A 19,922-nucleotide genomic window follows, 5' to 3' on the forward strand; every position below is an offset into this window, starting at 1 on the left:
CCAGACTATTCCAGCATTCGGAACAGGTTAGTTAGCTTTTCTTTCAGGTCTTTCCGGTCAACGATGAAATCCAGAAAGCCATGATCAAGTACGAACTCGGCGCTTTGGAATCCTTTAGGAAGATCCTTACCAATGGTTTCCCGAATAACCCGTGGGCCGGCAAAACCAATTAATGCCTCCGGTTCCGCAATGTTGAAATCGCCCAGCATAGCGTACGAAGCCGTGACGCCACCCGTTGTTGGGTCGGTCAGCAGCGATACGTACGGCAGTTTAGCTTCGGACAGCAACGCTAGCTTGGCGGACGTCTTGGCCATCTGCATCAGCGAGAAGCCTGCTTCCATCATCCGCGCTCCCCCCGACCGAGAAACCATGAGGAACGGTGTTTTATTCCGAATGGCATGATCAATGGCCCGCGCAATTTTTTCGCCGACAACCGACCCCATCGAACCACCGATAAAGTTGAAATCCATCACCGCCATCGTGACGGTCCGGCCATTTACCGGGCCATAAGCCGTACGAACAGCGTCTTTCAAGCCCGTTTTGGCAATGGTTGTTTTGATCCGATCCGGATACGCCTTTGTATCGACAAACTTCAGCGGATCGCCGGAAGTCATGTTTTCGTCGAGTTCGGTAAATTCGTTCTCATCGAAGAGGATCGAGAAATAAGCCTCCGAACCGATTTTTTCGTGATAATTACAATGAACGCAGGTGTACGCGTTAAGCTTATGCTCGCGCGTGTGCATTACTTTTTTACAGTTTGGGCATTGATACCACAGACCGTCGGGAGCTTCCCGCTTCAGTTCGGTTGGGGTCTGAATACCCTTATCTTTTCGGACGAACCAAGACATAGTCTAAGTTTACAGTTGATAGCTTGCCGTCAGGCAGACCAGTTTTTTAGTTGACAGTGCCAATATAAAGCGTAAAGATACGAAGACCAACGACCAATTCTCCCATTTACAGCGTTAGATAATACTTCCGCCGGGCTGGTTCGAACTTCTCGATGGCATAACGAAGGGTTGTACGCGGTATTTGGCGAACAGTATCGTGTAAAAATTCGTCAAGCGCTTCCGTATTTCGTTTGCCAACTTCTCGTAACATCCAGCCAACTGCTTTGTGAATAAGATCATGTTTGTGCGCTAATAACAACTCCGCAATGGCAAATGTGTCGGCAAACTGCCCCGCCCGAATAAACGTAAACGTCGAAACAATGGCAATCCGCTGGCTCCACAGGTGATCTTCACGGGCTAAATCATACAGTATGGAACGATCATTTTGCAGCAAAGGCCGCCCAACAAGATGCGGGCAGGTTACATCCACCAAATCCCAGTTGTTGACATACCGTCGATTGGTCAGATAATGCTCCATCAAAACTTGCTGCTGTACAGGACCCGCTTTTCGAGCCTGATAGACCCAAATCAACAAGCCAACCATCCGCATTTCGTGAAATGGCTCGTGCAGTAGGTTTTCCACCTCTTCAGTCGGGCAATGTAAATACAGCTTCGCGATAGCGTGTTGCTGAGGCATCGACAGCCCCAAGAACTGGTCACGTTCACCGTACTGGCCGGGTTTTGTTTTAAAGAAACCAGCCAATATAATGGCGCGCTCCGCATCGGCCTGATCCAGAATAGCCTTTTTTATGTCGGCGTAAGTCACGTTTTTTTGAGCAGCTTTATGGGTTTGAGCTGATTAAGCTTACTTATCTCATAGGCTTAAAAAGCAAAAGGGCTTTCTAAATAGAGAGCCCTTTTGCTTTTCTTGAAACGCAACTAATCGTTGAGCTTCGACCGTACAAATTCGTTTTCGGGTAACATCGGCATTTGGTACAATACCGTTTTGTTGCGCTCAAACGTTGGCCGGTCAAGATCGGAGGCAGAATACTGCCCCTTCATAAATGTATCGATAGTACGTCGGATCAGTTCAGCGTCATCGTACCGTTCTTCGTCATCCAACACTAAGGTTCCGCCGTCATCATGCGTTGGGTGAAACCCATTGATTGGCTCAGGTCTGATAATGGTCGTTCCGTTCAGGCTGGTCGGTGTCAATTGCCGCTCATCAACTTTCGCGGTCATCGTTACCGGCTCCGGAGCAGCAACCTCGGCTTCCGCTTCAACAGGCTCTAGTTCGTCCACTGGCAACGCCTGGTCCTGCGCCAGTGCATCTTCTACGGTAGTGCCCGACTCATCAACTTCTTCCGGTACAATCGCTTCTTCTGCTTCAGGCTCTACCGGGCTTTTGAGCTGCTCCATCAGCGCGTTTGTACCGTCGAACCCGGCCGCAATAATGGTTACGCGCAGACTTTCGCCCAGATTTTTATCCGTAATAGCACCGAACTTAAACATCCGGGCTTCGGCCTGAATTTTCTTGGCAACGTGCTCCGAAATAGCCATCTGCTCTTTCAGCTTCATGGCGTGTTCCTTACTCGACGAAATAGTAAGCAGAATTCGCTTGGCACCCCGAATGTCGTGATCGTTGAGCAAAGGCGAATTAAGAGCCGCTTCAATGGCCTTAACCGCCCGGTCTTCACCACTCGCTTCGGCAGAGCCCATCACCGACTGCCCGGCGCTTTCCAGCACTTTCTTAACGTCGGCAAAGTCAGCGTTGATATCCCCTTGAGTGGTGATGATTTCCGCAATACTCTTTACTGCGTTAGCCAGCACGTCATCGGCATGCGCGTAAGCATCCGTCCAGGTTAGTTCACTGTATAGCTCCGCAAGCTTATCGTTAAGGACAACGAGAACAGTATCGCAGCTTTTCTTTAGCCTTTCAATCCCTTCTCGTGCCTGTTCTTTCTTATCAGTTCCTTCAAAGTAATAAGGAGCAGTAACAACGGCTACCGTTAGTAGCCCCATTTCCCGCGCCACTTCGGCTACGACCGGAGCCGCACCCGTACCTGTACCGCCACCCATACCTGCCGTAATGAAAACCATTTTGGTTGGCGGAGCCAGCAGGTTACGGATTTCTTCAATGCTGGCCCGGGCCGCATCTTCACCGGCTTTAGCCTCGGTACCGGCTCCCAGTCCATCACCCAGTTGTAATTTGGTCGGCACAGGATTACTCATCAGAGCCTGGCGATCCGTATTACAAACGGCGAAGTTTACATCCTTCATCTCAAGGTTATACATGTGCTTGACCGCATTTCCGCCCATGCCGCCTACGCCCACAACCTTGATTATGGTTGGATTGTCATCTGGTATTTCGAATCTATAGCCCTGACTCAGCATCTTATTCGATGGTATCTTTTTGTGTAAATTAACAAAACTGCCTGTATACAATTAAACTGGCTTGTCACCAGTTACCCCTAACCCTTACAATTAATACGGATCAGTTTCGCTGCCCCGAATTGGCTGAAGAGCTTCTCTAAGCCAACTTAGTAGCCCTCCTTTCTTGGGTGCTGGAGGAGGTTCCTTTTCGGGCGTTTTATCACGACCGCTCATTACTGGATTGCCATAAGGCGGTCGGACAGGTGCAGGTGTCTGTTCTTCAATGTATGCCGCCCGAGCCGGGTCGCTGATAAACGATATACGGTTATCAATGGTTTTGTATCCGGCCCAAACTAAGCCAACGGCAGTAGCATACGCTGGATCGCCCACCAGATCAGCGCGGCCATTCGGTTCCAGATGTTCGGGATACCCGACTTTTGCTTCTGTCCCGGTGACACGGCTAAAAATTTGTTCAACACCCGGTACCAGAGCAGTTCCTCCAGTCAGCACGATACCAGCCAGCAGCTTTCCTTCGTAACCAGCCCGAATAATTTCGGCCTGTACCAGGGCAGCAATCTCCCGTAAGCGATCTTCAATGATGGTGGCTACGTTTTTGAGCAAAACGTCTTTGGGTTTCCGATTGCTCAGACCCGGTACAGCTACCACTTCGTTAATGTTGTATTCGCCAGGATTAGCATTGCCAAACCGCTTTTTCAACTGCTCGGCCTGATCAGGCATGATTTTACAACCCGACTGTATATCAGCAGTCAGGCTGTTACCCGCCCAGGGAAATACCGCAACGTGCCGTAATACACCCCGGTAATAAATTGCCAGTTCGGTAGTTCCTCCGCCAATGTCCACCAGAGCTACACCCGCATCCTTTTCTTCGTCGGTCAATACCGCCAGGCCGGACGCTAGCGGAGACAGCATCATGGTTTCCTGCTGAAGGTTATTCCGCATGATGCATTTGCGAACGTTTCGAGCAGCATTCGCCTGCGCCGTAATCAACTGAAAATCAGCACCAAGCTTAACACCATTGCGACCAACGGGCTGGTTGACATTTGTTTCGCCGTCAACCACAAAGTCCATTGGTAACACATGAATAATCTCTTTATCAGCAGGAATCGATGTCCGATACATATCACTTAACAGGTGATCGATATCCTCCGACTGAATTTCATCGCCCGACGACGAGCGGGTGATGCTACCAGTTGATTTAACAGATAAAACGTGCGCCCCGCTAAAGCTTACATTGACCAAATGAATATTCAGGTTCGACTGATTCGACGCTTCGGATACGGCCCGCCGAATAGCGCTTACCGTATTGTTCACATTCACAACCGACCCTTTTGTTACTCCGTCAGCTAACGGTGTTTCACCTACGCCCAATACTTCGAGCGTTTCCTGATCTTTGTTATTACGCACTACACGGCCTGCCACCGCACACACTTTCGTGCTGCCGATGTCCAGACCTACCACAATTTTGTCGCCAATGCTTGTCGTCGTCATTCGCACACGATTTGATTTCGATATTGAACGTTCACCCGGCTGTATCGGTCCCAACCTTTGGCGGGTAGAACGTCTGTATAAAACAATTTCAATTTCTTAAACTTGGCCTCCAGATCGGTCGGTGTTCCCAATTCAATCTGGTGGTTGCCCATCTGCGGCCACATCCTCACCTCACCCTGCCCATCCACAGAAACTTCCGTGATTTGAGCACGCCAGAACGGATCATCGCGAATCCGTTTAAGCAATTCTAGCAGTGGCCGGTTTCGCTCACTCGCCAGTGAACGATTTTTGACAAAATAATCGCCGGTCAATACAGGTACACGCGCCGAATAGTTCATCGAAATCGGGAAAAACCGTCCTTCTTCGCTCACGTATTGGCCCGCAACCGTCTGTACACCATCACCTGAAGCAATCAACCGGGCTAACGGTCGAGGCTGCTCGACTGTGACGAGTAGGTCACCTGTCAGGTCACGAGAAATCTGACAGCTGTTTACTAATCCGTGTCGGCGCAGCCGTTCTTCCAACTGGTGAAAATTCAGCTCCTTATACACTTTACCGATTACCGGGTCAGCTCCTTCGTTTGTCAGATAGCCAGTAACGTCCTTCCTGGTAAGAAATGAGTGTCCGTCGATCTGATCAATATGTATAACGACGGCTTGTACTCGTTTCTGCCTATGCTTAATCTCGGTAAAGGCGATTAGGCTAAGTAGCACTAAAAGTCCACCAATTGCGAATAATCGCTTCTTGATTGATTTAAAGGTAGAAAACATCTGTGTATAAGCTAAGTCGTTATCCAGATATTTTTATCTATTGGTCTTTTAGGACCTCTTTCAAGTACGGTAACATTTGATCTATATCACCGGCACCTATGGTTACAAGCAACGTAGATTTCATCTCTCGCACAACGTCTACTAGTTCCGCTTTGGTACTTTGCCGTTTGCTTTTAGCTTGAATATTGCTAAAAATCAATTCAGAGGATACGCCCTCAATTGGCAATTCGCGCGCTGGGTAAATATCCAGCAAGATCACATGATCGGCCAGTGACAAACTTTCTGCAAAACCTTCCGCAAAATCGCGGGTGCGGCTGTACAGGTGCGGCTGAAAAATAGCCGTCAATTCACGATCGGGGTATAATGCTTTGACCGACGATAAAAATGCGCTGACCTCTGCGGGGTGATGCGCATAGTCGTCGATCAGCACGGCTTGATCCGTTTTAAGAATATATTCAAACCGACGACGGACTCCCTGGTACGTATTCAGCGCAGCGCGGATTGCGTCGGCAGATACACCTAGCTTTAAGGCCACGGCACTAGCTGCTACAGCGTTTTCTACGTTATGAAATCCCGGTACGATCAGTTGAATATCGGTGATGGTGCCATTTGGATGCGCTAGATCAAACACAAATGCTGCGTTTTCGATCCTTAGATTCTGGCTGTGGTAATCACCTTCCTGAAGGGAATACTCCTGAACCGTTGCTTTTGTTTTGTCGACCAGTGATAATCCTTTTTTCATGAACAGGGTACCGTCTGGCTCAATCTGGCTAACGAATAAGCCAAATGATTCAAGAACAGCCTCATGGGCGCCGTAAATATCAAGGTGGTCGGCGTCCGTTGAGGTCACAATGGCCAGATGGGGAAAAAGCGTCAGGAACGAACGATCAAACTCATCGGCTTCGACCACGCACACCACTGAACGAAGATCGTCGGCGGGTTCGTTAAGCAGAAAATTAGTACCGTAATTATTGGTGATACCGCCCAGGAAAGCCGCACAGTTGACACCCGAATGACGCAGAATATGCGCCACCATCGACGATGTTGTTGTTTTCCCGTGCGTTCCAGCCACGCCAATGGTTTTCATCTGACCGGCCAAAAGCCCCAGCACCTGCGAACGTTTTTGCAGCGTGAATCCGCTTTCCGTCAGATAAACGTACTCCTGATGCGTTTTAGGAACGGCAGGCGTGTAGATGACCAGCGTCTCCGCTGGGTTTTGGCGAAAAGCGACCGGAATCTGCTCAACGTCTTCCAGAAAATGAATACTGATTCCTTCGGTTTGTAGAGCCGATGTCAGCGCAGTAGGCGTTTTATCGTAACCGGCGACTTCGTAACCGTTCACGCGAAACCAGCGCGCTAACGCGCTCATCCCAATGCCTCCAATACCGAGGAAATAAATGTATTTAAATTGATCTAAAGTCATACGTTATGGTCTGGTCCAGACCGGTGCCGGTTCTTGTTCGTATTTATCGAGCCACCTTTTTACTTGACCCCGTGAGATGAATTACTTCCTGGGCAATGTCGCGGGCAGCATTAGGCTTTGCCAGCGTTTTGATGGCTTCGCTTAATTGTTGGCGCTGAGCCGAATCGTCCAGCAAACTCAGGGCCGCCGTTACGAGTTCTTCACGAGCAGTACGGTCATTGACCAGCAAAGCCGCTTTACGCTCGACCAGGCTCATCGCGTTTTTCGTCTGGTGATCTTCGGCAGCGGTCGGCAAAGGTACCAAAATGGCGGGTCTACCCACTAAACAAAGTTCGGAAACGGACAAGGCACCCGCTCTGGAGACGACGGCATTGGCTACCGCATAGGCTTTATCCATCTCGTAAATGAAATCGTACGCCTTGATTAAGGGGGACCCAACCGAGGCAACAGCGGCTCTGGCCCGTTCAATAAAAGCGGGACCCGTTTGCCAGACGACCTGCACACCCGCATCGACAAAGCGTTGAAGACCAGACTCCAGGCTTTCGTTCAGGGTTCTGGCTCCCTGGCTGCCGCCAATCACCAGCAGGGTCGGTCGGCCCAGCTCCAATCCGAACAGGTTTCGTCCGGCATCGGCTTGCGTATCGGCAAACTGAATATCGCTACGAACTGGGTTGCCGGTTAATTTAATTTTATCTGCCGGAAAAAAAGCCTCCATCCCCGGATAGGCCACACAGATGCGTTTCGCCCACCGCGCTAAGGCCTTATTGGTTATACCAGCGTACGAATTCTGTTCCTGGATGAGCGTGGGAATTCCTTTCATCGACGCAGCCAGCAGCAACGGCCCACTCGCGTAACCACCGACGCCAACAGCCGCATCGGGTTGGAAGTCGCGTACAATCTGCTGCGCCCGCAGAAAGCTCCGGCCCAATTTGAACGGGAAAGCCAGATTAGCGAGCGTCAGTTCTCGCTTAATGCCGACAACCGGTAACCCCACGATCTGGTAACCAGCCCGCGGTACTTTTTCCATTTCCATTTTGCCCTCTGCTCCCACGAACAAAATTTCGGTAGCTGGATCGATGGTTTTCAATTCATTAGCAATCGCGATAGCCGGATAGATATGACCGCCGGTTCCGCCCCCGCTGATAATTATTCTCATAGTGTTCAGTTTGCGGTTTACAGCTAGCGGATACAAGCTCATGGCTGTCTATCACGCTATACCAAACCGAATACCTAAATTTTACTCTCGTCGGCTTCGTCCCGGCTGACGCTCAGCACAATACCAATGGCTAATCCCGTGAAGATCAATGAGGTCCCCCCCATGCTAAGGAGTGGCAGCGGTTGCCCCGTAACCGGAGCTAACCCAATGGCTACGCAAATACTGGCAAATGCCTGGAAGACAATGCTAAAGGTTAATCCAGCGGACAGAAGCCCGCCAAACGGTCGTGTTGTTTTTTGTATGGCCTTGATCCCTCGCCAAAGAAACCAGATGTAAGCCAATACGACCGGAATACCACCCAGCAACAAACCGTATTCTTCAACAATGATCGCGTAAATAAAGTCGGAGAATGGGTTCGGCAGGGTGTTTCGCTGGTGACTGTTACCGGGTCCCTGCCCCGTCAAACCACCATTAGCAAGCGCGATGTACGACTGCTCAACCTGATAGACGACCGATTCGGAGTCCATAAAATTTTTGATCCGGTTGGTAGCCGTACCAAATCGCTGGCCCAGGTATAATCCAATGCCGCCAAAGACAATACAGGCGCTCACCATGATTGCCAGATACCGAACCGGTACCCGACCAATGTACATCAACAGAAAACAGGTCGCACCCAACAGCAAAGCAGTTGAGGTGTTCGACAGGACAATCAGCGAACAGATAAGCGCGATCCAGAAGATCATGTTGATCAATACGCTGGGGTCGCTCATGAACCGTTGCCGCTTAGCCAACATAGCCGCCAGGCTCGAAATAAGCGCTAGTTTGGCTAAGTCAGACGGTTGAAAGGTCTGATTGATAATCGGAATCGTAACCCAGCGTGATGCGTCGTTCAAGGTCGATCCTTTAAAAAAAGCCCACAGCAGCAGGGGGATGGACAGCCATAAACCGAACTTTGCCAATCGGGCGTAGTAGATGTAGTTGATGCGGTGGGCGAAATAAGTACACACCAGACCCAGCATCAGCAATGACCCATGCTTGAGCAAGAAAATCTCGGTGTTGCCGTCTAACTCCCGAAACGCTTTTGTACCGGTTGCACTATATACGACCAGTACGCTCATGATCGATAAATACAACACAATCCACCAGATTTGGCGGTCGCCTTTAAGATGCGTACGAATCCAGTCGCGAAGGGCCATGATTGTAAAAAGATAGTATGTAGACGATACGGTTGCTAAATTTTACTATGGCCTGTGCTAGACCTCATCGATTAATTTTTGAACGGCGGCTTTAAACTGATTCCCCCGGTCTTCGTAGTTCTTAAACAAATCGAAACTAGCGCAGGCGGGCGACAACAGTACCGCATCTCCCGGCTTTGCCCATTCAAGTCCTTTCGCCACAGCGTCCGCAACCTGCTGCGTTTCGTAGATGGCGGGTATCTTGTTACCGAAGTAATTTATGAGTTTCTGATTGTCAATGCCTAAGCAAATCAACGCTTTTACTTTCCGGCTTACCACTTCGTCCAGCTGGCTGTAATCGTTCCCCTTATCCTGACCGCCCGCAATCCAGATTGTTGGTGCTTCCATGCTCGATAATGCATAAAATACCGAGTCTACATTGGTTGCTTTTGAGTCATTGATAAACTGAACGTCGTTTATCGTTCCAGCCGGTTCGAGCCGGTGCGCGGCATTCTGGAACGTTTTCAATCCTTCGGTGATCGATTCGTTGTCAATACCCACCGCTTTGGCCGCCAGTACAGCCGCCAACGTATTGATAGCGTTGTGTGGTCCCCGGAGCGTGGTATTGGTCATTGCCATCTGGAACGATGAATCACCCAATGTTGCGGTTAGCTGCCCATTCTGAAAGAACCCACCTGGACTGGGTGTTGCTTGCAGCGAAATCGGCAGCTTATTTACCGATGGATTACGCTTCGCCAGTTCATCAAGGATAGGTTGACTTTCCTCAAAGTAAATGAATGTATCACTGGGCTGGGCGTTCTGTAAAATCCGGAATTTTGAATCGATGTAATTCTGAAAGTTGTAGCCGTATCGGTCCAGGTGATCAGGTGTAATATTAAGCAACACCATCACATCGAGATGGGTATCGACCATATCATCCAGCTGGAAACTACTCAACTCTAACACGTAGTAGTCAAACGAACCGTCGATCACCTGAGCGGCAAAACTATCGCCTACGTTGCCCGCCAGTCCGACATTTAGCCCCGCTTTTTTCAGCAAATGATAGATTAGCAGCGTCGTTGTCGTTTTTCCATTGCTGCCTGTGATTCCGATCAGCTTGGCGTTCGTGTAACGAGCAGCAAACTCAATCTCCGAAATAACCGGTGTACCTTGCGCTTTCAGCTTTTGCACCAGCGGCACCGTTGCCGGAATGCCGGGGCTTTTCACGACTTCTACAGCGTCAAGAATCTTTTCTTCGGTATGCTCTCCTTCTTCAAACGGAATACCAGCGGCTCGCAGCGTAGCCCGGTAGCTTTCTTTCAAAGAGCCCTTATCCGACAAAAAAACGTCAAACCCTTTTGCTTGGGCTAATAAGGCCGCCCCTACTCCGCTTTCTCCTCCGCCAAGAACCGCAATTTTCTTTGCTACCATAATGAATTAAACAAGTAGCAAAATAACGCATAAATGAAGAAGCCCCGGTTACGCACCGGGGCTTTTCCTGTATTTTTCGATTGTAATTACGGTTTAGAGCCAAGTGAACTGGAAAGACGGGCCCGGTTAGCTAGCTTGACGATTAGAAAAACAACCCAGGCGATGATCAGAAACTGAATAGCTACGTTCAGGAAGTTTCCGTAACGGATTGCCACTTCAGGCGTTGTCCCAACGGCTTCTTTCAACACTATCTTCATCTGGCTAAAGTCAATACCCCCAATGACTAAACCTAGTATCGGATTGATTATATCCTCTACTAATGACGTAGTAATTTTTCCAAAAGCCGCGCCAATGATAATACCAACGGCCAGATCTAGTACATTCCCTTGCGCAATGAATGCTCGAAACTCGCTCAGCATAAGACGGTTATTTTAGTTCTGAAATAGTCATTAACGCTGTCAAACTATATAATCCTTATTTCAAATCAAAATCGTCCCGGTAACGGATCGGTCGATTTAAGTGGATCTCTTTTCTGCCGAAACGAACTGATGTTGTACACTAACCCAATGGCCAATGTCTGCTGTATTTGAAGTGATGAACTGAAATCTTTGTTGTACAAAGCAATCAGGCCAAAGGTTGTGTTTAGATAGCGACTTACTTTAGCGGTCAGGAGGAGGTCGAGCCGGTGGTTGACATTCCTCAAATTCTCATAAACGGTAAACAGTTGATACCGGGCGTTCAGCGCTATGTTCTGGGTCAAGTTTCGGTTTATAACTGTTTGTAACTGAAAGGCCAGCCACTCTGTCCGCGTCTTTCTACCGGGTTGAACGCCATAAGCGACTTGAGTAGGATCGGCAACAAACGTACCATCCGATAACTCGCGCACCCGTACCGCGTCGTCGGATACGAATGTAAAGCGGGGAGCAACGGGGCTCATCCGAAGCGAAAACCAGTCATTTGGCCGATAAGCCACCCCTACACCAAAGGTGAGCTGGGCGGGCGCAAAGAAATTCGACACCTTCAGCCGGGGCTGATCGGCGGGGAGCTTATCGTAACGGTAACCAGGGGCAAAAAAGGTGTTGAACGTTCCGGAGACAAATAAATCCCATTTGGGAGCAATCTTGCGGCCCAGTACCGAAATCAAAATAAGCTGATCAGCAGCCTTGCGCGTAGTACCGACCTGCGTGACATAGCCCAACTGAAGATCAGCGGTGTTGTCCCAGGACATTTTTTCTTTTTCGTAGAAGGCACGCGCTGCGACAACAGCTCCTAACGCTACGGAATTGACGCCCCCCCCTGACCAGTTGCTAAACGATGCCTGGTTGAAGTTGATACCGCCACTAAACGATTTTTGCCAGTACGAGGTGTCGGGCTTCACCGCGACGGTATCTTTAAAATTAGTGGTGATTCGGGTAGAATCTTGTCCAAAGGCATGGGCCAGGCTCAGCCAGCATACGGTGGTATACAGTAATTTTTTCATACTCCGTATAGACGGACAACCTTTACCAAAGCCACAGCAGAAAAGCCTTTTAATTGAAAATTTCTACTTTTTTGGTTTGTAAGACCTGCATTGGAAAAACAGTTGTTGTATCGCCGGTCTGAAGCGTCAGGCTAGTCCCATCAACTTTAATGATTTCTCCCTTTACGCCGTCGATTTGGATGACTTGTCCTTCCTTGTATTTACTTCTGGAATAGAACGAAGACAGGATGTTTGACATTACGTCCCGTGAAGCAATTCCGTAGCCGACGGCAAACGCAAAAATTACGCCCCCGATGATGAGGTTGAAACTCGACTCCAGCAATTCTGTATTGATTCCTGCCTGACCGAGCGCGCTGATAACGGTAATGACGAGAAAGAAAACAAAAACTATCATACTTAGCAGACGCCCCGACGAGATGTTGAACGATTGACACATGCTCAACACGGCTTCCCGCAACGTGTCAGCCACCAATACACCCACTTGTAGCATGATGGCTGCCGCAATCACTTTTGGAATAAAGCTGACCAGCGACGAGACCATATCCGTGATAGCGGCCACACCCAAGGTTTCGGTAGCAGCCGTGATAAAAACCAGCAGGACAAAGTAGTAAAGTACTTTTCCAATAATCTCGCTCAGCTTGATCTCGGTGTTGAGTTGCTTGATAATGCTTATTTCGTTCAGTCGGCTACCAATTTTGTCGAACCCAACCTGAGCCAGCACACGCCGAACGATAAATGCCATCAAACGTGCAACGCCAATACCAATTAACAGAATGACAATGGCCCCCAATATGCGTGGCACAAACTCGACGAACTGATCAATAAGCGTTTGAAATGTATTGCGTAAAACTTCGGTAATATTAGGGAGTTCTTTCATAAAGGTACGGTGTTCACTATTAATACAATTGGGCTATTGAGCAGGGTTAGCCAATACAGATACTACGCCAAACAGGTGGCCAACATAAAGCTCCGTTACAGTAGCAAAATCTCGGATTAAGTCTATTTCCGAAAAAATTTCGGCTTTTAAGTGGGGTGGACATTCGGCGTCCGGTTCCATTTCCAGAAATGGGTTAGGCGTTTCCATCGCAATAATTAGTTTTTATTTAAAGGGCCATCGAATAGACAAAGCAGCTTTGATAGCCAGGAGTAACCAGAATACGGCTCCTTCCAAATAGTACTTCCGAAGTTTGTCACGCGTTCGCTTTAAGCGCATTTTTATAGCGCTTTCTGTAGTACCATGCATATCGGCAAGTTCGCGGATGCTGACATCATCCTGGTATTTCATGAGCAACAGGCTTTGCTCGGTCGGGTCCAGGTGCTCCATAGCTTTTTTGAGCTGCTGCGCTTCCAGTTCGGCCAACTCCGCCAGTCCATCGTCGCTGTTATCAACTTCCAGACGTTCCCAACCCTCGTCCATGTAGATTTCTGAGCGTCGGTGGGGTGCTCGTACGTGGTCGGTGCAGTAGTTATAGGTGATTGAGTACAGCCAGGTAGAAAACCTTGATTGCTCCTTAAAGCTGCCTATTTTGATGACAAGCTTTAGAAAAATATCGTGCGTAAGGTCCTCGGCCTGCTGGCTATCTTTAGTGAACGAAAGGCATTTTCTGTAGACCTTATCACAGTAGCGCTCATACAAACGCTCGAAATACGTATTCTTCTGCGTTTCAATATATAACCGGACCAATTCTTCGTCCGTCAATTGCTTCATTAGTTCGGTGGGGCTATTAGAAACTCACAAAGCAGACAAAGTAACGGTTTTTGACTATTTAGTTAACAATGAACTTACATTAATTCATAAAAATGGCTCTTTCTGGCGTTAACTATTCGATTTTTTACTACGAAATCGCCAATTAATTTATAAGCATTTAGATGACGTTTCCGTAGCCAACTTTCTGGAAAAACAAAAAGCCCGGCTCCGAGCCAGGCTTTTTGTAAAATGAGTATCGCTAAAAACTTAACCGATTGCTACGCGTTTGAACGCCGATACGGTCAGACCTTTGCTTGTTTTGTCGAGCAGTTGTGCGATCGTCAAAGAGTTGTCTTTTACGAACTCCTGATTCAACAACGTATTCTCTTTGTAGAACTTGTTCAGCTTGCCCAGTGCGATTTTTTCGAGCATGGCTTCAGGCTTGCCTTCTTGACGAGCCTGTTCTTTACCGATCTCGATTTCACGCTCAACGATGGTCGAATCAACGCCGTCTTTGTCCAAAGCAACCGGCTTCATGGCCGCAATCTGCATGGCGATGTCCTTACCCACTTCGGCTACGTCCGTACCGTTTGTGTTGGTCAGGCCAACCAGAACGCCCAGTTTACCGTTTGAGTGAATGTAAGAAACGACTTGATCAGCGGTGACGGTTTCGAACGAAGCAACGTCGATTTTCTCACCAATTTTACCCATCAGGTCCGTAATATGATCCTGAAGAGCACGGCCGTCAGCCTGAGGTGTAGCCAGCAAAGTAGCTTTGTCAGTTGCATCTGTTGCAACTGCTGTGCTAATTACGGCCATTGCCAGATTCTGGAAATCAGCAACTTTCGAAACAGGCTCCGTTTCGCAAGCCAGTGCAATTACTTTACCACTTTTTCCGTCGGGGCTAACGTGTGCCAACACAACACCTTCGGCCGTTGCGTTGTCAGCCCGTTTGTCAGCTATTTTCTGACCCTGCTTCCGCAGAATCTCTTTTGCTTTTTCAAAATCGCCTTCGGCTTCGGTAAGGGCCTTTTTACAGTCCATCATACCTGCTCCGGTCTCTTGCCGAAGTTTGTTTACGTCAGCAGCGGTAATTGCCATTGTTTTGGAGTTTTCAGTTTAATTGTTTTCCGTTTTCAGTCTATGATAAACCGAAAATGAAATCGAAATTAATTTTTATAGAATAGCCCATAGCGGATGGCTACGGGCTATCGTTTGACATTCAATATTCAGTTAGGCTGGATAGCACCATCTGTACCCTGAATGTTTTTATGCTTCTTGCTCATCTTCAGCAACAGCCGCTGGCGAAGAGGTAGCTTCTGGCTGTGACTCGCCTTCGGCTTTAGCCTGAGCAAGATCTTCAGCACGTTTCGCTTCTTCTTCTTCCTGGACGCGCTGATCGTCTTTATCCTGCTTCCGCTCCATCAGACCTTCTTCGATGGCCTTACCGATAGCAAGCGTAATCAGCGATATTGACTTATAAGCATCATCATTAGCTGGAATAGCGAAGTCAACAGCTTCTGGATTCGAGTTTGTATCGCACATAGCAAATACAGGGATACCCAGGCGGTGTGCTTCAGCAACAGCGATGTGTTCGCGTTTTACGTCAACAACGAACAGAGCAGCTGGCAGACGGGTCAGATCGGCGATACCACCGAGTACACGCTCCAGTTTTTCTTTATCACGGGTCCGGGTCAAACGCTCCCGCTTGGCAATGCTTTTGATGGTCTCCTCATCTTTCAGCATTTTGTCCAGCGTTTGCATTTTTTTCAGCGATTTGCGGATCGTCGCGAAGTTCGTCAACATACCGCCCTGCCAGCGGTCGGTAACGTAAGGCATTTTCAGACGACGCGCTTCTTCCGAAACGATCTCCTGCGCCTGTTTCTTCGTGGCCACAAACATCACTTTCCGGCCCGAGCGAACGATACCTTTGATAGCGTTCGAAGCCTCTTCCAGCGCGGCTACTGTTTTGTTGAGGTCAATGATATGGATGCCGTTCTTCTCCATGAAGATGTACGGAGCCATCCGGGGGTCCCACTTACGCGTAAGGTGGCCAAAGTGCACACCAGCGTCGAGGAGGTCTTTATATTCGATTTGTGCCATTTCCGTTAAGAAAAATGAGTTTTTAAAAGTACGCAGCACCACCCGTCGGCATCATCTAAGGGCAGTCTGGACGAGATAAAGTTTCCAGTTGGTTTGGCCTGCGTTTTCCTTGTCAACACAAGTGAAAGCCACAACCGAAACAACCGTAAACTGATATTAGCGTTTCGAGAACTGGAACCGACGACGTGCTTTCCGGCGACCGTATTTCTTACGCTCAACCATGCGCGAGTCACGCGTCAGGAAGCCTTCTTTCTTGAGGGCAGGACGGAAGTCACCGTTCAGTTCAACCAACGCACGAGCGATTGCCATGCGAGTAGCTTCAGCCTGACCCGATACACCACCACCACGAACGTTTACTTTTACGTCGTAGCCACCAACACCGTTAACGGTTGAGAAAGGCTGGTTCAAGATAATTTGCAGTACTTCGGTAGGGAAATATTGTTTGTAATCTTTCCCGTTTACCGAGATGGCTCCGCTGCCCGCCGACAGATAAACGCGGGAGATGGCAGTTTTACGGCGGCCAATGGTGTTAATACGATCCATTATGACTTAGAATTTAACTGCTTTAGGTTGCTGAGCCTCGTGCGGATGTTGATCACCAGCGTAAACGTACAGATTCGTGTACAACCGACGACCAAGCCGATTTTTCGGCAACATGCCTTTTACGGCGTGTTCGATGATGCGCTCGGGGTGCTTTTCCAGCAACAACCGGGGCGTAGCGAACCGTTGACCACCCGGATAACCCGTGTGGCGGACATAAACTTTGTCGGTCAACTTCGAGCCGGTCAGGCGAACCTTATCGGCATTGATGACGATCACGTTATCCCCGCAGTCAACGTGTGGCGTAAAGTTGGTTTTGTGTTTGCCGCGGATCAGACGTGCGATTTGACTGGCCAACCGACCAAGCACTTCGCCCTGAGCGTCAACCACAATCCACTCCTTTTGCGCCGTTTCTTTGTTGGCAGAGATGGTTTTGTAACTGAGCGTATTCACTGTTATGGAGACTAATTAATTGATTTCTAAAACGTTGCTTAAATAAAAAGCACTCCCGCTTCGAAACGGGAGTGCAAATATAGGCGTTATCTTGCTGAAAAACAAGGTCCTGCCGATTTTTCCTTCTTAGCGTAGTTTCAGCGTTGCCAAAGCCAGTACGGCCAGAATGATTCCGACAATCCAGAAACGGGTTACTAATTTGGCTTCGTGGTACCCTTTCTTCTGAAAATGGTGATGCAGGGGCGACATGAGAAATACGCGTCTACCCTCTCCGTACTTACGCTTGGTGTATTTGAAATAGCTGACCTGTATGATGACCGATAGATTTTCGATCAGGAAAATTCCGCAGACGAGAGGAATCATTAGCTCTTTACGGATCGCCAGAAACAGTACGGCAATAACACCACCGATCATTAGGCTTCCCGTATCGCCCATAAACACCTGCGCCGGGTACGAATTGTACCAGAGAAAGCCCACGCAGGCTCCCACAAAAGCCGCGCAGAAAACGACTAGCTCACCCGAATTAGGAATGAACATGATCGTTAAGTACTGCGATGCAATCTTGTTGCTCGATAGCCAGGCCAATATCGCTAAGGTTATTCCTATGACAACCGATGTACCAGCTGCCAACCCATCAATCCCATCTGTAATATTAGCACCGTTCGAGACAGCCGTAATGATAAAGATACACACTAATACATAGACAATCCAGGTGTAACTATCAGGTAATAAGCCAAACAACAGCGAGCTGTAATCGAAGTCAATGTTCTTAACAAACGGAACTGTTGTCAGCGTGGACTTTATATCGGTGTATACATCGGGGACGGCGGATGTATTCAGCAAACGCGGAGCGTACTTACGAATTTTAACGTACTGGTTGAAATAGAGCGTCAGGCCGACAATCAATCCTAATCCGATTTGCCCGACCACTTTAAATCTGCCTTCTAGTCCTTCTTTATTCTTTTTAAAGACTTTGATGTAATCATCCAAAAAGCCGATCAGTCCCGTCCATACGGTTGAAACCAAGGCAAGTACGATATAAACGTTTGACAACTTGGCAAAGAGCAGGGCGGGGATCAGCAACGACGCCAGAATGATGAAACCACCCATTGTTGGGGTTCCGCGCTTCTGCATTTGTCCTTCCAGCCCAAGGTCCCGAATGGATTCACCGATCTGAAGATTTCGCAGTATGTCGATAATACGACGACCAAAGACAGCCGCAATCAGAAGCGAGGTGATGACAGCACCGAGTGCCCGGAACGAAATATATTGGAAAACCCCGGCGCCAGGGAAGTTGTAGCGTTCGTCAAGAAAATGAAAGAGGTAATAAAGCATAAAGTGTGATGACCGGGCCGCCGGTGCGGTGAATGAGCGATTGGGCGATTGAGTGAATTAAAGTAAGCGTCAGCTATTCACTCAATCGCTCAATCGCTTAGTCACAATTAGATTACACGCCAAAGTTACTGATTTCCGCGTTCCGAGAAAGTCTCCCGCAATACGGCCCGGTCATCAAAATCGTACTTAACGCCCTTAATTTCCTGATAGGTCTCGTGGCCTTTGCCCGCTACCAGAATAATGTCGTGTGGGCCAGCCAATGAAACAGCTCGCCGGATGGCTTCGTGACGATCTTCAATCGTTACCGTTTTTTTGACATCAACAGGAGAAACACCAGCCTGCATTTGCTCCAAGATCGCCATCGGATCTTCATTGCGCGGATTGTCGGAGGTAAGAATAACCCGGTTGCTGAACCGACAGGCAATATCAGCCATAACGGGTCGCTTGGCGGCATCGCGATTGCCCCCACAGCCCACAACGGTTATCACCTGCGGTAAATAGCCCTGTTCGTTAGCCTGACGCAGTCCGTTGATTGTTTCCAGCACATTTTGCAGGGCATCGGGCGTGTGAGCGTAATCGACGATACCAACAATTTTGTCGTCGGAAATAACCTGCTCAAAACGGCCCGGCGGTGGTGTAATACCCGATAACAACGTAAGCACTTCGTCGGCATCTTCGCCTAACAGGATCGCTGCACCATAAACACTCAGCAGGTTATAGGCATTAAATCGACCAATGAGCTTAAACCATACCTCTTTGTCGTTGACCAGCATGTTTAGCCCAAACAGGCTATCGGCCAGAATTTTACCTTTGAAACTGGCAAGCGTCTGTAACGAGTAGGTTTCTTTTTGGGCAGCCGTATTCTGGAGCATAACCAGTCCTCGCTTATCGTCTACATTGGTCAGCGCAAACGCCGTGGTAGGAAGCTGGTCGAAAAAGCCTTTTTTGGCCCGAATATAATTGTCGAAGGTACCGTGAAAGTCGAGGTGATCGTGGGTAATGTTCGTAAAGATCCCACCCGCAAAGGTTAGGCCGGCAATGCGCTCCTGCACGACCGAATGTGAGCTTACCTCCATGAATACATGCGTGCAACCGTTGGCCAGCATCTGCGTCAACAACTGGTTGATGGTGATCACATCGGGGGTAGTATGCGTGGCCGGAATGATCTGATCGTCAATCTGGTTCTGAACCGTCGACAGCAGCCCACACCGGTAGCCTAATCCACGAAAGAGCCGGAATAGCAGGGTAGCCACAGACGTTTTACCATTGGTCCCTGTTACGCCCACCAATTTGAGTTTCCGCGACGGTTGATCATAGAAATTGGCGGCTACCAATCCCATCGACCGGGCGGAATCCAGCACCTTTACGTAGGCAACCTGCGGATTAATGTCTTCCGGAAGTTCTTCGCACAAAATCGCTGCGGCTCCCTGACGAACGGCGGTTGCGATAAAATTGTGGCCGTCGGTAACGGTTCCGCGCACGGCCACGAACAGACTACCCGGACCAACCTTGCGGGAGTCCATGGTGATACCGGTAATCTCGGTTTCCATACTGCCCGAAGTCGCCAGCAGGGATACTTTATAGAAAAGGTCTTTAAGCTGCATATAGATGGAACGAGTCTCATACCCGTCTTGCGATTGCAAAAAAACGGATTGAGACT

20 protein-coding genes are annotated in these 19,922 nt (G+C 48.9%); all 20 read right to left on the bottom strand.

Going from position 1 to position 19,922, the window contains the following annotated elements; genetic code table 11:
- Positions 1-5: 5 nt before the first annotated feature.
- Positions 6-848, bottom strand: a complete 843-nt coding sequence (gene accD / locus M0L20_RS06505) for an acetyl-CoA carboxylase, carboxyltransferase subunit beta (RefSeq protein WP_248476202.1) — start codon at positions 846-848, stop codon at positions 6-8.
- A 106-nt stretch (positions 849-954) separates the two neighbouring features.
- Positions 955-1,653 carry a DNA alkylation repair protein gene (locus M0L20_RS06510; protein WP_248476203.1) on the bottom strand — a complete coding sequence of 233 codons (699 nt, stop codon included), beginning with the start codon at positions 1,651-1,653 and terminating at the stop codon, positions 955-957.
- A 113-nt stretch (positions 1,654-1,766) separates the two neighbouring features.
- Positions 1,767-3,221, bottom strand: a complete 1,455-nt coding sequence (gene ftsZ / locus M0L20_RS06515) for a cell division protein FtsZ (protein WP_232560048.1) — start codon at positions 3,219-3,221, stop codon at positions 1,767-1,769.
- A gap of 90 nt (positions 3,222-3,311) precedes the next feature.
- The gene (gene ftsA, locus M0L20_RS06520; RefSeq protein ID WP_232560049.1) at positions 3,312-4,709 is read right to left on the bottom strand and encodes a cell division protein FtsA; all 1,398 of its coding nucleotides are present in this window, start codon (positions 4,707-4,709) and stop codon (positions 3,312-3,314) included.
- Complete coding sequence (locus M0L20_RS06525) at positions 4,706-5,479, bottom strand: cell division protein FtsQ/DivIB (protein WP_248476204.1); 774 nt, start codon at positions 5,477-5,479, stop codon at positions 4,706-4,708. The genes ftsA and M0L20_RS06525 overlap by 4 nt, the downstream gene beginning before the upstream one ends.
- A 37-nt stretch (positions 5,480-5,516) precedes the next feature.
- Complete coding sequence (gene murC / locus M0L20_RS06530) at positions 5,517-6,902, bottom strand: UDP-N-acetylmuramate--L-alanine ligase (protein WP_248476205.1); 1,386 nt, start codon at positions 6,900-6,902, stop codon at positions 5,517-5,519.
- A gap of 43 nt (positions 6,903-6,945) precedes the next feature.
- Positions 6,946-8,058 (bottom strand): undecaprenyldiphospho-muramoylpentapeptide beta-N-acetylglucosaminyltransferase, encoded by a 1,113-nt coding sequence (gene murG, locus M0L20_RS06535; protein ID WP_248476206.1) that lies wholly within the window; start codon positions 8,056-8,058, stop codon positions 6,946-6,948.
- A 74-nt stretch (positions 8,059-8,132) separates the two neighbouring features.
- Positions 8,133-9,254, bottom strand: a complete 1,122-nt coding sequence (locus M0L20_RS06540; protein WP_232560053.1) for an FtsW/RodA/SpoVE family cell cycle protein — start codon at positions 9,252-9,254, stop codon at positions 8,133-8,135.
- A gap of 57 nt (positions 9,255-9,311) precedes the next feature.
- Positions 9,312-10,664, bottom strand: a complete 1,353-nt coding sequence (murD, locus tag M0L20_RS06545; protein WP_248476207.1) for a UDP-N-acetylmuramoyl-L-alanine--D-glutamate ligase — start codon at positions 10,662-10,664, stop codon at positions 9,312-9,314.
- Positions 10,665-10,750: 86 nt separating this feature from the next.
- Positions 10,751-11,083, bottom strand: a complete 333-nt coding sequence (gene mscL, locus M0L20_RS06550) for a large conductance mechanosensitive channel protein MscL (protein ID WP_232560055.1) — start codon at positions 11,081-11,083, stop codon at positions 10,751-10,753.
- Positions 11,084-11,148: 65 nt separating this feature from the next.
- The gene (locus tag M0L20_RS06555; RefSeq protein WP_248476208.1) at positions 11,149-12,144 is read right to left on the bottom strand and encodes a DUF3078 domain-containing protein; all 996 of its coding nucleotides are present in this window, start codon (positions 12,142-12,144) and stop codon (positions 11,149-11,151) included.
- Positions 12,145-12,193: 49 nt separating this feature from the next.
- Positions 12,194-13,021, bottom strand: a complete 828-nt coding sequence (locus M0L20_RS06560; RefSeq protein ID WP_248476209.1) for a mechanosensitive ion channel family protein — start codon at positions 13,019-13,021, stop codon at positions 12,194-12,196.
- Between the two features lie 33 nt (positions 13,022-13,054).
- Positions 13,055-13,228, bottom strand: coding sequence for a hypothetical protein (locus M0L20_RS06565; protein WP_232560058.1), 174 nt, complete (start codon positions 13,226-13,228; stop codon positions 13,055-13,057).
- 15 nt (positions 13,229-13,243) lie between these two features.
- The gene (locus M0L20_RS06570) at positions 13,244-13,852 is read right to left on the bottom strand and encodes an RNA polymerase sigma factor (RefSeq protein ID WP_232560059.1); all 609 of its coding nucleotides are present in this window, start codon (positions 13,850-13,852) and stop codon (positions 13,244-13,246) included.
- Positions 13,853-14,098: 246 nt separating this feature from the next.
- Positions 14,099-14,932: a translation elongation factor Ts gene (tsf, locus tag M0L20_RS06575; protein ID WP_232560060.1), complete on the bottom strand. Its 834-nt coding sequence runs from the start codon at positions 14,930-14,932 to the stop codon at positions 14,099-14,101.
- A 168-nt stretch (positions 14,933-15,100) separates the two neighbouring features.
- Positions 15,101-15,934 carry a 30S ribosomal protein S2 gene (gene rpsB / locus M0L20_RS06580; RefSeq protein ID WP_232560061.1) on the bottom strand — a complete coding sequence of 278 codons (834 nt, stop codon included), beginning with the start codon at positions 15,932-15,934 and terminating at the stop codon, positions 15,101-15,103.
- Positions 15,935-16,090: 156 nt separating this feature from the next.
- Positions 16,091-16,477: a 30S ribosomal protein S9 gene (gene rpsI, locus M0L20_RS06585; RefSeq protein ID WP_232560062.1), complete on the bottom strand. Its 387-nt coding sequence runs from the start codon at positions 16,475-16,477 to the stop codon at positions 16,091-16,093.
- 6 nt (positions 16,478-16,483) lie between these two features.
- Positions 16,484-16,927: a 50S ribosomal protein L13 gene (rplM, locus tag M0L20_RS06590; RefSeq protein WP_232560063.1), complete on the bottom strand. Its 444-nt coding sequence runs from the start codon at positions 16,925-16,927 to the stop codon at positions 16,484-16,486.
- Between the two features lie 126 nt (positions 16,928-17,053).
- Positions 17,054-18,262 (bottom strand): phospho-N-acetylmuramoyl-pentapeptide-transferase, encoded by a 1,209-nt coding sequence (mraY, locus tag M0L20_RS06595; protein WP_232560064.1) that lies wholly within the window; start codon positions 18,260-18,262, stop codon positions 17,054-17,056.
- Between the two features lie 125 nt (positions 18,263-18,387).
- Positions 18,388-19,866 carry a UDP-N-acetylmuramoyl-L-alanyl-D-glutamate--2,6-diaminopimelate ligase gene (locus M0L20_RS06600; protein WP_248476621.1) on the bottom strand — a complete coding sequence of 493 codons (1,479 nt, stop codon included), beginning with the start codon at positions 19,864-19,866 and terminating at the stop codon, positions 18,388-18,390.
- Positions 19,867-19,922: the final 56 nt, after the last annotated feature.

Source organism: Spirosoma liriopis, assembly GCF_023196085.1.
In the GTDB taxonomy this organism is placed as follows: domain Bacteria; phylum Bacteroidota; class Bacteroidia; order Cytophagales; family Spirosomataceae; genus Spirosoma; species Spirosoma oryzicola.

Coding starts and splice junctions, on each gene's coding strand:
- M0L20_RS06600 (WP_248476621.1), bottom strand. CDS start 19,866: ATGCAGCTTAAAGACCTTTTCTATAAAGTATCCCTGCTGGCGACTTCG.
- M0L20_RS06565 (WP_232560058.1), bottom strand. CDS start 13,228: ATGGAAACGCCTAACCCATTTCTGGAAATGGAACCGGACGCCGAATGT.
- M0L20_RS06525 (WP_248476204.1), bottom strand. CDS start 5,479: ATGTTTTCTACCTTTAAATCAATCAAGAAGCGATTATTCGCAATTGGT.
- murG (WP_248476206.1), bottom strand. CDS start 8,058: ATGAGAATAATTATCAGCGGGGGCGGAACCGGCGGTCATATCTATCCG.
- mraY (WP_232560064.1), bottom strand. CDS start 18,262: ATGCTTTATTACCTCTTTCATTTTCTTGACGAACGCTACAACTTCCCT.
- M0L20_RS06540 (WP_232560053.1), bottom strand. CDS start 9,254: ATGGCCCTTCGCGACTGGATTCGTACGCATCTTAAAGGCGACCGCCAA.
- rpsI (WP_232560062.1), bottom strand. CDS start 16,477: ATGGATCGTATTAACACCATTGGCCGCCGTAAAACTGCCATCTCCCGC.
- murC (WP_248476205.1), bottom strand. CDS start 6,902: ATGACTTTAGATCAATTTAAATACATTTATTTCCTCGGTATTGGAGGC.
- mscL (WP_232560055.1), bottom strand. CDS start 11,083: ATGCTGAGCGAGTTTCGAGCATTCATTGCGCAAGGGAATGTACTAGAT.
- M0L20_RS06560 (WP_248476209.1), bottom strand. CDS start 13,021: ATGAAAGAACTCCCTAATATTACCGAAGTTTTACGCAATACATTTCAA.
- M0L20_RS06555 (WP_248476208.1), bottom strand. CDS start 12,144: ATGAAAAAATTACTGTATACCACCGTATGCTGGCTGAGCCTGGCCCAT.
- M0L20_RS06570 (WP_232560059.1), bottom strand. CDS start 13,852: ATGAAGCAATTGACGGACGAAGAATTGGTCCGGTTATATATTGAAACG.
- ftsA (WP_232560049.1), bottom strand. CDS start 4,709: ATGACGACGACAAGCATTGGCGACAAAATTGTGGTAGGTCTGGACATC.
- ftsZ (WP_232560048.1), bottom strand. CDS start 3,221: ATGCTGAGTCAGGGCTATAGATTCGAAATACCAGATGACAATCCAACC.
- tsf (WP_232560060.1), bottom strand. CDS start 14,932: ATGGCAATTACCGCTGCTGACGTAAACAAACTTCGGCAAGAGACCGGA.
- rpsB (WP_232560061.1), bottom strand. CDS start 15,934: ATGGCACAAATCGAATATAAAGACCTCCTCGACGCTGGTGTGCACTTT.
- murD (WP_248476207.1), bottom strand. CDS start 10,664: ATGGTAGCAAAGAAAATTGCGGTTCTTGGCGGAGGAGAAAGCGGAGTA.
- accD (WP_248476202.1), bottom strand. CDS start 848: ATGTCTTGGTTCGTCCGAAAAGATAAGGGTATTCAGACCCCAACCGAA.